Consider the following 12,893-nt stretch of genomic DNA (forward strand, 5'->3'; position numbering starts at 1 on the left):
GAACGACAACTCGCTGTGAATGCCCTCCAGCGAATGCACCCGCCGCCGGCTGGTAGCCTGCGGAGTCGGATCTCTCACGGCGCTGGTCGCCGGCTGTACGGGAACCGACGTCGGTGAAACGACGACCGCCGAGCACAACGCAACCGAAGGTGTGAGGACGGATCCGACACCGTCGGACGAGTACGACCTGCTCACGCTTCGGTCGGACGACGCCGAGGCGATCGTCTATCCGAGCGACGATCCGCCGGACGACGACGATCGTCACGCGAAACTCTCGCGACGCCGCCCACAGTTTCTCCTTGACGGCGACGACGCCGCCGACCTCGTGATCAATTCGCCAGACGAACCGGAGGCGCGGGCGTTCATCGAGGAGACCGACTTCGAGACCGAGTCCGTCGTCGTCGTACAGCGGACGATCGAGGACTGTTACGAACGCCGCGTGCTGAGCGTGCAGGCGGGAGACGACAATTTCCGAACGGAGTACTGTCGGACACTGAAGAGCCCGACGACGCCCTGCAAAGCGGACCGCGAGGTGATGGAGGCGCTGTTCTTCCGGGTCCAGCGTGCGTACGAGGATTCCCCCTCGAGTCGCTCGAGCAGCGAGAGCATGTCGTGTCCACCGACGGTCCACGACTCGCTGGACGGAGCGTCCGAGACGAACGGATCGGCGGACGAAACCACCGGCGGAGCGACCGGAGGCGAGCCATGACGGACCGACCGGTCGCGAGCCGGCGTCGGTTCCTCGCCGGCGTCGCCGCCGCGTCGATGGCCGTCGCCGCCGGTTGTAACGAGACCTCGATCGGCGGGGACGACGGCCCGACCCGCTTCTCTCCGTCGGAAGTCGATCCAATCCTCGAGCAATCCCGGCCGGAAGCCGATCGACCGGTGCCGATCGAACCCGACGACGACGTCATCGGGAGCGGGATCGAGCGCGTCGACGACCTGCTCGCCGACGTTCCCGATCCAGTCCCCGTCGAGACGGTCCCCAACGGCGTCGTTCGCGAGTCGATCGATCGCCGACGGGAGAGCGCGACGGACGACCGTTCGGACGCACTCGAGCCCCCGGAGCCGAGCTACCGTGCGCTCCGGGTCTCCGTCCCCGGAGCACGCGAGTCCGCTCGAGGGGCAGCCGTGACCCTCTCGGCCGTCGACGCGGACCCCGATCTCGACGACCTCGCCGCCGAGTACGACGAGGCCCAGTCGACCGTCGACGACCGCCTCGAGGGGCTCGAGTACCGCGGCGACGATTCCGACGACGGACGGCTCCGTGCGGCGCTCGTCGCCGCCGACCGCGAGGACGACCTGGCTTCCGCTCGGCGAACCGTCGATCGCTGGCGGGTGACCGAACACACGAACGTCGTTGACCTCGGCGAGAGTGCGGGCGATGTCGAGTTCGTCGAAGCGACGGTCGACGCCTGGGATCACCTGGCCGACCGATACGACGCGGACGTCGACGGCGTCGACCTCGAGCCAGTCTTTTCGGACGCACTCGCGGTCTCGATCGACGCCGCCGGGGAGGTCGACCTCCCGGATCAGGGCGAGTCGGACTGGCTCGACGAACTCGTCGAGGGAGAACTCGAGATGGGATTCCCGCAGACGCTCCTCTGGGACGCCGTTCGCCCCGTGTACGACGCGCGGGATCGGATGATCGACGCCCGCGAGGACGGCCGCCTGGGGACGGGTCTCGCGGCCGCGATCCGATTCGAACAGGAGTACCGCGCCTTCCGAACCGTCCGCGATCGGTTCGAGGACGGCGACCTCGAGACGCCGGCGTCGATCGACGAGGTGCGGGCCGAACGGGAGGCCGCCATCGACGCAGCGGAGTCCGCGATGGCGGCGTTCACGAGACCCTCGCTCGCGTCGGCACGACTCGCCGAGACGCTCCAGACGCTCGAGTGGACCGACGACCGGATTCAGCGAGACGCCGATCGCGATCCCGACCGGCAGGTGTCGGTAAGCGACGAGTACAGCGAGTACGCCTGTCTGCGGGCCCGGTTCGACGCGCTTTCGGACGCCGCCGCGGCGGTCCGCGAACGGCTGCTCGAGTGACCGAACGGTCTCGCCGACCCGAGTGATCGTCGCCGTTTGTCGACTCGAGTCGTCGTCTTCCGTTTCGCCGTCTGGCGGTGTCGGCGTCGCCGACTCGAGCCGTCGTTCGCCACGAGGCGATCGTCCGCCGCGACTATCGTCTGGGGCAGGTCCGCGGATCGATCTGTTGACGATCGTTGCACGATCCACTCGCCTTTACTATCCCCGGTGCGAACGGACGCGTAGGAAATGGTGCTGACCAAACGAATCATCCCGTGTATCGACGTCGATCTCGACGACGACGGGAATCCGGCGGTCTATACGGGCGTTCACTTCGAGGACCTCAAATACACCGGCGACCCGGTCGAGATGGCCAAAGCGTACAACGAGTCCGGGGCCGACGAATTCGTCTTCCTCGACATCACCGCCTCGGCGGAGGGGCGAGAGACGATGCTCGACGTCGTCCGCGACGTCGCCGACGAGGTGTTCATCCCGCTGACCGTCGGCGGCGGTATCCGAACGACCGAGGACATCAAGGAAACGCTCCGGGCCGGCGCGGACAAGGTCTCGATCACCACTGGGGCGCTCGAGCGGCCCGAACTCGTCAACGAGGGGGCCCGCGCGTTCGGCAGCCAGTGTATCGTCATCAGCGTCGACGCTCGGCGGCGGTACGACGAGGGCGGCGAACACTACGTCGAGATCGACGGCGAATCCTGCTGGTTCGAGTGCACCAAGAAAGGCGGCCGCGAGGGGACCGGCATCGACGTCCTCGAGTGGGCGGCCGAGGCCGAGTCCCGCGGTGCGGGCGAACTGTTCGTGAACTCGATCGACAAGGACGGGACCAAAGACGGCTACGACCTGCCGCTGACGAGTGCGGTCTGTGACGTCGTCGACACGCCGGTGATAGCGTCCTCCGGCTGTGGCAGCCCCGAAGACATGTACGACGTCTTCACCGAAGCGAACGCCGACGCCGGACTCGCGGCTTCGATCTTCCACTTCGACGAGTACTCGATCGAGGAGACCAAAGAGTACCTGGACGAGCGTGGTGTTCCGGTTCGTCTCTGATACGGTGGGACCGGCGTTCTGCGCGACCTGCGAATCGTTCTGGGGCGAAGTTCGTCTCGATAGAGCGTGACTCCATGAGAATCCCGCTGAAATACCTGGTGCGTGATATATGTCATAGGGTTATCCCCATGTCGTCTATAGTGATCGTTGAAAGTCATTGCACTCCCGCTCGCGAATCAGCGGCCAGCACGACCGGTGCTGGCCGCTCGAGTGCGAGCGGTGTGTAAATCGTTTCAACGATTACTATAGTAAATCGGCTGATGAGAGCGTTTGAGAGGATAATCGAAAGCCAGCGACGGGCTGGATCGGTCAACGAATTAGCGAGCAGTGTCCGACGGTGACGGTTACTTTGGGATAATTTCGTTATCGTCGACTTTGGCCCGTGGATCGAAGCGGTTGTGCTTGCGGATTGCGTTTAGGTGGTACGTGTTGTCTTGGTCCACGACGTAGAAGGCGTCCTCCCCGAGGTTGTGTCCTCGGAACTTGTTGGATTTGACTGTCACGTCCGGACCCCACAGCTCGAGGTGGCCGAAGTCCGTCGGCGGATCGGCGAAGGTGTTTTTCGCCACGGTTCCGCCGTCGACCTCGAGGCCCACTGCGAGTCCGCCATCGAGATCGTCTGCCTTGATCACGTTGCTGACGAGGTTGACGTTTTCCGCATCCGTCCCTCCACTCGCCTCACCGTGGATGTACACCACCTGGGAACCTGATCCGCTCGTGTGAAGGACGTTGTTCGCGATCTTGAGATCCGAGATCCCTCCCGGTAGACTGTCCGCGATAGCTTGTTCCGAGGCGGTGATCTTGTTGCACAGAATCTTCACATCCGAGATCCCTGGATCGAGGTCGATGCCTCGGCCGTCATCATTTTCGATTCTGAACCCGCGGAGCGTAACACCGTCCGCCTCGATCGAAACGCCACCGTCGATGACTGGCTTCTTCGCCGTCTTGCCGGCTTTCGTTTTCCCCTTCCCGTCCTGCTTCTTGTCGTCTTTCTTCCTCGCCTTCTTGCCGTCTTTCCTCGATTTGTCGTCCTTCCACTTCGTCTTATTGTCCCGCTTCCATTTCTTATCCGCCTTCTTCTTCTTTTTCGAGTCTCCCGTCAGGGTGAGCCCGTCCACGTCGACCGTGACGTTCTCTTCGAACCGCTTCCCGAACACTCTGATACGGTCGTTCTCATCGGCATCGTCGATCGCATCCTGAATCGAGTCGTAACTCTCCCCCTGCGTCCTGTTCACGACCGGATCGCACACATCGACGTCCGCACTCGAGGCCGTTCCGACGGGGACTCCCTCGTAGTACAGCGTGACCGTTGCCTTGCCTTTGGGCGCTTTTACCCAGAAGAATTTGGCGTTTGCGGGATTGTGTTCGAGTGTAATCGTTCCCTTCTCTCCGGTTTCGTCGACGCGGTAAACGAAGGTTCGATCCGAGTCGATGTTGCTATGGAGATAGTACTTCGCTTTCGTTCTGTACCGGTTCACACACTCCGCGTTAAAAGCGCGTGGGCGCAGGATACAGTCTTGGTCCGTCGCGCTCTGTACCTTGTCCGAGACCTGCTTGCCATCGTGGTACAGAACGATCGCCATCTTACCGTCGGGCGCTCTGACGTCGAAGTAGGTCGTACTCTTCGCTTCGACTTTGACGGTTCCGCTTACGTCCTTGCCATCATCCTTGCCCTCGTACGTGACCTTGACTGGCTTGGCGTTGCTGTTCGTAACCTTGTACCGGGCCATGTCGGTCTTGGCGTCAGTACAGACTGAGATGAGGTTGATTCGTCTGGGGTTGATCTTTCCTTTCTTGCTCTTTTTCGTTCGTGCGTTCGAAACGCTTTTTGCGCACTTGTTCGGGTTCTCGAACTGTTTTCCGTCGATTTTCACCGAGAGGATCTTGTCCCCATCCTCGGGAGTCCGGTCGTAGAACTGGAAAACGTTGAACTTCCAGACGTGCTTCCCCTCACCTTTCTTCTTCGGATGTGTACGAAGGTCTCCTTTCGTGATCTTCTTCTGGTAGTTCTCGATGTAGTTCTCGTTCGCGCTCGGGTTCGCGTTGTATAGGCGGACGGTGGCCGTCGCCACGACGCCTTTTTTCGCCGACTTGGTGGCGCTCCGTCTGAAGTGAACCGCCATCGAGTGGCACTTCGTGAAGTCGACTCGCTTGACGCCGGAACTGTCGTCCCCGGCGCTCACAGAGCTGACTCCGAGTACGCTACCGCCAATGAACGTCCCGGTTGCCGCGATACCTTTGAGACTCGCTCGCCGTGAGATGCGATTGTCGTCTGTCATGATCGTCTCTCCGCCGCCGACGGCACCGCCGTCGGATCGGCGAGTACCGACACCTCCACCAGAGAGCTAGTTTGTAATCTATGAACTACTGACTCACATGAAAGTCCTACTTTCCCAACTATTCTCCGATCGAAACAATAGTGATATCGTGAACGACGGTGGTTTCAATACGACTCCCGTTCCGGTGGAAACAGCCGGGTGGAGCGGGGTACACGGAGCCTTCGAGAGTCAAGCGCCATAGAAATCGCCCGATAACGAGAAAACGCTCATAGATTGTTTCATACGGATTGCTGTAACGGTTTACCGGCGAAGCCACGAGCCGTCTGTGGTTTCGCCGGTAACGATTTACAGCAGACCGTATCAGGTGATGTCTTCTCCGTGTTTCTCGATCGGGTGTTCGGCTCTGTACTCGATCTCTTTTGGGTTGCTGGGATCTCGCAAATTGTACGGGGCGACTGCACGACCCCTGCGTGCGACGCGGATCTCTTCAACTCCTTCATCGCCGAGGACGGCAATCTGTACTTGCCGTTTGTGGACGTCGATGCCCAGGTAGTGATCAGTGGTTGCAGTCATGGTGTCCTCTGGAGTCCTGAATGCATACTTCATACGTGTTACTGTAGCGATTTACCGGTGAGACCGCCGTCCGGGTCGCGGTCTCACCGAAAATGATCTACAGTAAACCGTATCAGGCTCCAGGTATTTCAGCGGGATCCTCATGGAGTCACCCTCCTCGATATTCAATACCCTTATACCGTCACGGTCGACCCATTACTCTGTGAAGTGGCGGTGTTCGTGGTGTGGGAAACCACACGAGGAGAACGACCCACCATGCGATAGCTGCGGGCACAACTCCTTCGAGAAGGCGGTCGTCCGGGCGGACGAGAAGCCTGCGAACTCGTCGGGCAAAACCGTCGACACCGGCACGACCTACGTCTGGCGGTGTACCGACTGTGGTCGCGATCACGTGCGGAACAACCCGCCCTGTTCGCGGTGTCACAACCACGAACTCGAGAAGATCGAACAGACCTACGACGACGTCGACGACGAACTCGAGACGCCGAGCTGGCTCGAGGTCGCAAAGCCGTACATTCCGGCGTTCGCGGTCATCGGCGTCGTCGCGCTCCTGTTCGCGACGGGGATTATTCCGGCGTCGATCCTGCCGGGAATCGGCGCGCCGTCCCCGCCGGACGCCCCTGGTGAGGGAGCCGACGCGGCCGGCATCAACCTCGAGGCGACCGAAGGCGAGATCCACGAGCGACTCGAGGCCGAACGGGTGGCGATCGGCGCGGACTCGCGAGCGTACGACGACGGACTGGCGGGCTACGCCGAGTACATGAACCGCGCGTTCGTGATGATCGACTACGAGGACGAACGTCCCGACGGCGTCCAGCCCGACGACTTCGGGGCGGAGTGTGCGACGAGACCGACTGGTGGCCAGCTACCGCTCGCCGACGGACCAATTTCGGCGTTCGACGACGAGGGCGCTCTGGCCGAGGCGGTCGCGGACGGACTGCTCGAGTCGGAGATCGGCGACGCGGTGAGAACTGGATCCGACTCCGAGGGGGTCGACCTCCACGTCGGGCCGGACGGCGACGTCTACGTCTACTACGTGGCCTGTTAGGCCGCGGCTTCGAACGCGTTGCGGAACGCGACAGCCTTCTCGCCAACGTCGACTGCGGCCTCCTCGAGGGCGTTGAGCGGGTCGACGCCGCCTTCGGTCTTGATCGTCAGTATCGGTTCCGTCTGCCCACCCGACTGTTCCGGGTTCACGTCGTAGGTCGCTGCACTCACGTCGTCGTGCTCGAGGAGCGTCCCTTTGAGGACGTTCATGAACGTGTGATCCTCGCCGGCGATCTCGATCGAGAGTTCGTTCTCGCTGCTCTCGGTGACCCGGAGTTCCATGTCAGACGTTCCGTTCGTCGACCGCTTGTACCTTTCGAAGGCGTCTCTGTGCGGGTTCGGGCAGACTTCGACGACGTCGATCGTCGCCTCGACCGGCGTTTCGAAGGCATCTTTGTGCGGGTTCGGGGCCGGTTCCGTGATCGAAAGCAATCACTATACGACTTCGCTCGACAGTACCGGGTATGCTCTCGGCCGTCCTCACGGTGTTCGTCCTGGCGGTCTTGCTGGGTTCCGTCGCAGTCGTCGCTCGCCTCGAGAGCACGGACCGGCGGTTTCGGGACGTCGCTCGAGCGAGACTCCACTACGGCGTGCCGTGGGGGACACTCGTCGTCCTCGGGGGGGTCGTCTGCGTGTATCTGTTCGTTCAGGACGGGGTTACCGATCTCTACGACCCCGTTACGATCCCGTATCGGGCCTGGTCGTACTTCTATCCGCTCGGGATCGTCACCTCGTCGTTCTCCCACGCCAGTTTCGGCCACCTGCTTGGTAATCTGATCGCGGCGGCCGTCGTCGCCCCCATCGCCGAGTACGCGTGGGGACACTACCCCGACGGCGACGTTCCTTCCTGGCGGGCGAACCCGTGGATTCGCGCAGTGGTGATCTTTCCGCTCGCCGTCGTCGCTATCGGAATCCTCACGAGCCTGTTCGCGCTCGGTCCCGTGATCGGCTTCTCCGGACTCGTCTACGCGTTCGCCGGCTTCGCGATCGTTCGCTACCCGATTCCGACGCTCGTCGCGACGATCGGCCTCCAGGGCGCGGTGGTGACCATCTACAACTCGATCCGAGACCCGATTCTGGTCTACGTCGCCCAGCCGAGTCCCCCCTCGTCGCCCTCGTGGGCCGACGTCGCGATCCAGGGTCACGCCCTCGGCTTCTTCATCGGACTCGTTCTCGCACTCGCCTTGCTCGAGCGCCGTGGCGGTCGTCCCACCGCGTTTCGCGTCTGGATCGCCGTCCTCCTCTATGCGTTCTCGAAGGGCCTCTGGCAAATCTACTGGTTCGGCGAGGGGAACACGTACCTCCTCTTCCGAGGTCCGGGCGTGGTGATCGTCGCGACGCTCGCGATCGTGATCACGCTCGCCGTCTCTGACACCGATCAGCACGTCGTTCCGGAACGGCTCGAACGCGCGCTCCCAGACGTTCTCTCCTCGAGTGAGCATCCCCACGGTCACGGCTCGACCGACGGTCGACGCCTGGCCACGCCACTCGACCGACTTCGAGGGCTCGAGTCGAAGGGAGAGCACGGATCGACGGTCGATCGCCTCGCTCGAGTGTGCGACATTGCGACCGGCGCCCGCGGTGACGGGGCCGGTCGGCAGACGGGACCGAGGAGTCGACAGGTCGGCGTCGTCGCCGTCCTCCTCGTCCTCGCGGTGCTTGCGGGGATGGCGATCCCGTTTAACGTTCTCGTCCTCGAAGATGACGCCGACGCCGACCGGGCGACCGTCGAGGTCGAAGATTACACCGTCGAGTACGTCGAGGAGGCCGACCACGAACTCGTCTCGGGGATCGGTATCGAGGCAGTCGAAGACGACGCCGGACTCACGGCGAGTGGCGTCGTCGTCTCGAGTACGGAGCGACACGCCTGGATCGAGGCGGTGACGAGCCAACGGCTCGCGTTCTCCGGATCGGAGACGATCACGGTCGGCGGCCCTGGGTGGCGGGAAACGGTCCACGTCGAACGGGAGGGGTGGGAACCGGTCGGCAACGACACCGTCTACCAGGTCTGGCTGTGGCAAGACGGCGATCAGCCACGTCACGTCTACGAATCAGAGGGCTCCCAGGCCGACGTGTTGATCGACGACAGGACCGTGTCGATCGTCCCCGACGACGGCGCGTTCCGTCTGTCAGTGGAGTCACTCGAGACGGGCGACCTCTCGACGACGCAGGTCCCGGACGAAAACGAGTCGGTCGACGCGGGGGGGCTGACGTTCGACCGCCAGAACGAGACGGTGTACGCGGTCTCGAACGGGACGGAAGTCGCGGTTGCGAGCGCGGAAACCTACGAGTGATCGGACTGAGCGTCGTCCGTTCTTCTCCTCGTGGTGGGTTCTGGAACCGACGGAAAGAGTCTTCCAGCGAGAGTGACAGAACGTTTCGATCAGGCGGTCGTCGCCAACCCCTACGCCCAGCCGTCTCCCCGCTGGACCGGCACGCCAAGCGGACGTACAGCCGGTCGAACCGGTGTGTGACGAACACGGCTTCCGAACGGTCGGTGTACGTGGACGTTTCGGTGAACCGGGGCGAGCGCCGGTGGTAGCGCCAGCACAACGAACCGATCCGGCAACGGTTAACGTTCTGACTACGGTCGGAAGCCGGCCTGAAACAATGGCTCGTCCCCTCGAGGTACCGGCCAGGTCGAGACTGGACGATGATCCAACGAGTACTACGGCGGTCGTCCGCGAGGGATTCGCAGACGGGCGGGGATAGTGATGCGAACACCGCCGTCCGTCTCGACGGGGTCACCCACAGCTACGGGTCGGCCGGCGGGCGTCTGGACGCGGATCGAGATCCGACTGTGATCGCACTCCGAGACGTGACGCTTACGTGTGACTCGGGTGAGGTCGTCGGTCTCGAGGGACCAAGCGGGAGCGGAAAGTCGACGATCCTTCACGCGATCGCGGGCCTGCTCGTGCCGACGACCGGGAGTGTCGAGATACTCGGAACCGACATCACCCGGCTGTCGGACCACGAGCGAACCCGACTCCGGCGTCGACACGTGGGGATCGTCTTCCAGCGATTTCACCTCCTGCCGTCGCTTTCCGCTCGTGCGAACGTCGCACTTCCGCTCGTCCAGGCCGGCGTTCCGAGATCGGCACGACGCGAACGCGCAACGACGCTGCTCTCTGACGTCGGCCTCTCTGGACGAGCAACCCACTTGCCAAGCGAGTTGAGCGGTGGCGAGTGCCAGCGCGTCGCCATCGCGAGAGCGCTCGCGACCGATCCCGACGTGATCGTCGCCGACGAGCCGACTGGCGAACTGGACACCGAAACCGGCTCGACCGTCCTCGAGTTGTTGACCGACGTCGGCAGCGACCGGGCGGTGGTGGTCGCCTCCCACGACGACGACACGCTCGCGATCACCGATCGCGTGGTGACGCTTCGCGACGGGTCGGTGATGTTGGATGAAGGCTGATCGGGACGGGAGTCGCCGCGAGCGGTGGCGCGGACTCACCGAACTCTCGCTCGTGCGGCTTCGGAATCGCGCGACGCGAACCGGTCCGCGTCGGACGATCGCGACGGTCACTGCGGTAGCGCTGACGATCGCGCTGCTGGTCGTCCTCACCGGGGTCGCACTCGCACTCGCCGGCGGCGTCGCGGAGGATACCGACGCTGACGTCCGAATCACGCCCGAAGACGGCGGGACCTTCTCGAGCATCGACGGCGTCGAGGAGCCGCGACTCGGGGAGACCAGCCAGCGATCGGCCACGATCAGAGAGCAAGACGGCGTCGACCACGCCTCGCCCGTCCTCGTCGAGACGGGACGGCTCGAGACGGGCGACGGGAGCGATCACGGACCCGTTCTCCTCGTCGGCGTCGTGCCCGACGGAGAGTCGCGGACGGTCGCGGGCGTCCCGACCGACGGCCTCGAACCAGGAGATCCCCACTACGCAGACGGATCGTACGACGGGGTGCCGACCGGCGAAGTCGTCCTCTCCGAGCCAGCGGCGGACCGACTCGACGCCGAGGAGGGCGACGAACTCGGCGTTCCTGGGGCACACCTCGCGGGGGAATCGACGCACCCCCCGCTGACCGTTACCTCCGTCGAGGGCGAGGATGGCGACTCCGGATCCGACGTTCCGGTCGCACTCGTCCACCTGAGCGAGTTGCAGACGTTCGCCGGGAGCGGAGATGACGAACTCGCGGATACGATCCTCGTGTGGGGTGAGCCCGACGCCGCAGCGTCCGCTGCAGCCGACGCCTATCCGAACGCAGCCGTCGGGCCGGTCGGCAACGGCGGCCCGTCCGCGCTGTTCGACGACGGCCTCGCGCTTGCGACCGGGCTGCTCGCGCTCGTCGTCGGCATCGCGATCTGTGCCTCGTTCGTCGCGACTACCGCCGGCATGAACGTCGATCACGATCGTACGGCTCTCGCCGTCCTCGAGTCGGTCGGCGTCCCCACGAGTGGTCGACTCGGGATCGTCGCGCTCTCGACGGTGACGACCGCGATGTGTGGCGCACTCCTCGGCGCCGCGCTGGGGTTCGTCGGCATCCGCGTGGTGAACGTCGTCGCTGGTAGCGCGGTCGCCACCACTCACCCGCTTTTCGTTCCGTACGCCGTCGGGGTTGCACTCCTCGCCACGCTGATCGCCGTTCCGTACCCCCTCGCCGTCGCGAATCGGACGTCCGTCCTAGAGGAGGTGAGTCGGTGATCCGCGCCAGACCGCTGGTCAGGGCGCGAGCGGTCGCTGGGATCGCACTGGCGCAGTTACGGCGATCTCCGGGACGGACGCTGCTCGCAATTCTCGCGGTCGGGATCGCGGTGTTGTCCGTCACGCTGCTGGGGAGTCTCGGTGCTGGCGTGGTCGGCGCCGGTGAAGAGGGACTCGACACGGCCGGGCGGGACATCTGGATCAGCGGTGATCCCGTCGACGCCTCGACCGGTCCCGCGGAAAACTCGATCGTGGGGTCACACGAGATCGCCAACGAGGTTTCCGAACGCGACGACGTCACCGGCGCGTCGCCCATCGGGATGCACGAGGTGTATCTCGGCACCGATCCCGACGAACTCGAGCGGACTCCCGCGGTCGGGGTACAACGAACGCACGAGGGGTTCGACTTTCAGGAAGGGGGCGGGTTCCGGACGCCTGAGGAGGCCTTCGAGGGCGGCCGATCCGCCGATCCGACGACCGAGGAGATCGTCCTCGATCCGACGGTCGCGTCGGAGCTTGGCGTCTCCCCCGGCGACACGATCTACGTCGGGGCCAGCCAGGAGACGGCGCCGACACACGAGTTCACCGTCGTCGGGACGTCGTCGTACTACTCGCAGTTTCTCGGCTCCGAGACGGCGGCGCTCCCGCTCGTCGACCTTCAGGCGCTGGCCGGAACGACCGGAACCGACAGGGCGACGTTCATCACGGCGAACGTCACCGCCGACGCCGATCGAGACGCCGTTCGCGACGACATCGCAACGGAGTACCCCGAGTACGACGTTCGTACGAGCGACGAACAGATCGGAGCGATGGCTGCAGAGCGGCCGATCGTGATGGCGAGCGGTGCGACGCTCGTCGGCCTCGCGATCGTCGGCGGCACCGTCCTGACGGTCAACCTCTTCGCGCTCGTCACCTACCACCAGCGGACCGAACTCGCGGCGCTTCGGGCGCTCGGCCTCTCCCGATGGGTGCTCGCGGGGACGATCGGCACGCAGGGGCTCGCGGTCGGCGTGCTCGGCGGGCTCCTCGGCCTCGCCGCGACGCCGCCGCTCGTCGCGGGGCTCAACCACCTCTCGGCGTCGGTCGTCGGCTTCGAGAACCTGCTGCACACGCCGCCAGCGGTGTACGCCGTCGGGCTCGTCCTCGCGATCGGGCTCGGAACGGTCGTCGCGGCCGTCACCGGCTGGCGGGCCGGCCGGTACGCTCGGATCGAACACCTCGAGGAGTAGACGGCGTACTGGCTCTG

11 protein-coding genes are annotated in these 12,893 nt (G+C 64.3%); 8 read left to right on the forward strand and 3 right to left on the reverse strand.

Going from position 1 to position 12,893, the window contains the following annotated elements:
• The first annotated feature begins 19 nt into the window (after positions 1-19).
• From GRS80_RS15525 to hisF, 3 genes are all read left to right on the forward strand, one after another.
• Entirely contained in the window at positions 20-709 is a 690-nt protein-coding gene (locus GRS80_RS15525) for a hypothetical protein (RefSeq protein ID WP_160048355.1), read from the forward strand.
• Positions 706-2,049, forward strand: a complete 1,344-nt coding sequence (locus tag GRS80_RS15530; protein ID WP_160048356.1) for a hypothetical protein — start codon at positions 706-708, stop codon at positions 2,047-2,049. The genes GRS80_RS15525 and GRS80_RS15530 overlap by 4 nt, the downstream gene beginning before the upstream one ends.
• Before the next feature lie 228 nt (positions 2,050-2,277).
• Positions 2,278-3,093: an imidazole glycerol phosphate synthase subunit HisF gene (gene hisF, locus GRS80_RS15535; protein ID WP_160048357.1), complete on the forward strand. Its 816-nt coding sequence runs from the start codon at positions 2,278-2,280 to the stop codon at positions 3,091-3,093.
• Between the two features lie 344 nt (positions 3,094-3,437).
• On the opposite strand, the gene GRS80_RS15540 is transcribed toward hisF, so the two are convergent.
• Positions 3,438-5,372, reverse strand: coding sequence for a hypothetical protein (locus GRS80_RS15540; RefSeq protein WP_160048358.1), 1,935 nt, complete (start codon positions 5,370-5,372; stop codon positions 3,438-3,440).
• Positions 5,373-5,732: 360 nt separating this feature from the next.
• Positions 5,733-5,978, reverse strand: a complete 246-nt coding sequence (locus GRS80_RS15545) for a hypothetical protein (RefSeq protein WP_160048359.1) — start codon at positions 5,976-5,978, stop codon at positions 5,733-5,735.
• Positions 5,979-6,147: 169 nt separating this feature from the next.
• Here GRS80_RS15545 and GRS80_RS15550 point away from each other — a divergent pair, with 169 nt between their 5' ends.
• Complete coding sequence (locus tag GRS80_RS15550; RefSeq protein WP_343161604.1) at positions 6,148-6,993, forward strand: hypothetical protein; 846 nt, start codon at positions 6,148-6,150, stop codon at positions 6,991-6,993.
• Here the strand turns inward: GRS80_RS15550 and GRS80_RS15555 are convergent.
• The gene (locus tag GRS80_RS15555; RefSeq protein ID WP_149082349.1) at positions 6,990-7,274 is read right to left on the reverse strand and encodes a DNA-directed RNA polymerase subunit L; all 285 of its coding nucleotides are present in this window, start codon (positions 7,272-7,274) and stop codon (positions 6,990-6,992) included. The two genes, GRS80_RS15550 and GRS80_RS15555, sit on opposite strands and share 4 nt — an antisense overlap.
• A gap of 182 nt (positions 7,275-7,456) precedes the next feature.
• On the opposite strand from GRS80_RS15555, the gene GRS80_RS15560 reads away from it, so the two are divergent.
• The 4 genes from GRS80_RS15560 to GRS80_RS15575 all read left to right on the forward strand — a co-directional run bounded on the left by GRS80_RS15560 (position 7,457) and on the right by GRS80_RS15575 (position 12,876).
• Positions 7,457-9,286: a rhomboid family intramembrane serine protease gene (locus GRS80_RS15560; protein ID WP_160048361.1), complete on the forward strand. Its 1,830-nt coding sequence runs from the start codon at positions 7,457-7,459 to the stop codon at positions 9,284-9,286.
• Between the two features lie 359 nt (positions 9,287-9,645).
• Positions 9,646-10,410, forward strand: a complete 765-nt coding sequence (locus tag GRS80_RS15565; RefSeq protein WP_160048362.1) for an ABC transporter ATP-binding protein — start codon at positions 9,646-9,648, stop codon at positions 10,408-10,410.
• Positions 10,400-11,647, forward strand: a complete 1,248-nt coding sequence (locus GRS80_RS15570; protein WP_160048363.1) for an FtsX-like permease family protein — start codon at positions 10,400-10,402, stop codon at positions 11,645-11,647. Before GRS80_RS15565 ends, GRS80_RS15570 begins: the two co-directional genes overlap by 11 nt.
• Positions 11,644-12,876: an ABC transporter permease gene (locus GRS80_RS15575; protein ID WP_343161605.1), complete on the forward strand. Its 1,233-nt coding sequence runs from the start codon at positions 11,644-11,646 to the stop codon at positions 12,874-12,876. The genes GRS80_RS15570 and GRS80_RS15575 overlap by 4 nt, the downstream gene beginning before the upstream one ends.
• Positions 12,877-12,893 lie beyond the last annotated feature (17 nt).

This window comes from Natrialba sp. INN-245, assembly GCF_009807105.1.
In the GTDB taxonomy this organism is placed as follows: domain Archaea; phylum Halobacteriota; class Halobacteria; order Halobacteriales; family Natrialbaceae; genus Natrarchaeobius; species Natrarchaeobius swarupiae.

Excerpts from the sequence above, each read along its gene's own strand:
- GRS80_RS15530 (WP_160048356.1), top strand. The coding sequence starts at position 706 with ATGACGGACCGACCGGTCGCGAGCCGGCGTCGGTTCCTCGCCGGCGTC.
- GRS80_RS15560 (WP_160048361.1), top strand. The coding sequence starts at position 7,457 with ATGCTCTCGGCCGTCCTCACGGTGTTCGTCCTGGCGGTCTTGCTGGGT.
- GRS80_RS15545 (WP_160048359.1), bottom strand. The coding sequence starts at position 5,978 with ATGAAGTATGCATTCAGGACTCCAGAGGACACCATGACTGCAACCACT.
- GRS80_RS15525 (WP_160048355.1), top strand. The coding sequence starts at position 20 with ATGCCCTCCAGCGAATGCACCCGCCGCCGGCTGGTAGCCTGCGGAGTC.
- GRS80_RS15565 (WP_160048362.1), top strand. The coding sequence starts at position 9,646 with ATGATCCAACGAGTACTACGGCGGTCGTCCGCGAGGGATTCGCAGACG.
- GRS80_RS15570 (WP_160048363.1), top strand. The coding sequence starts at position 10,400 with ATGAAGGCTGATCGGGACGGGAGTCGCCGCGAGCGGTGGCGCGGACTC.
- hisF (WP_160048357.1), top strand. The coding sequence starts at position 2,278 with ATGGTGCTGACCAAACGAATCATCCCGTGTATCGACGTCGATCTCGAC.
- GRS80_RS15540 (WP_160048358.1), bottom strand. The coding sequence starts at position 5,372 with ATGACAGACGACAATCGCATCTCACGGCGAGCGAGTCTCAAAGGTATC.
- GRS80_RS15555 (WP_149082349.1), bottom strand. The coding sequence starts at position 7,274 with ATGGAACTCCGGGTCACCGAGAGCAGCGAGAACGAACTCTCGATCGAG.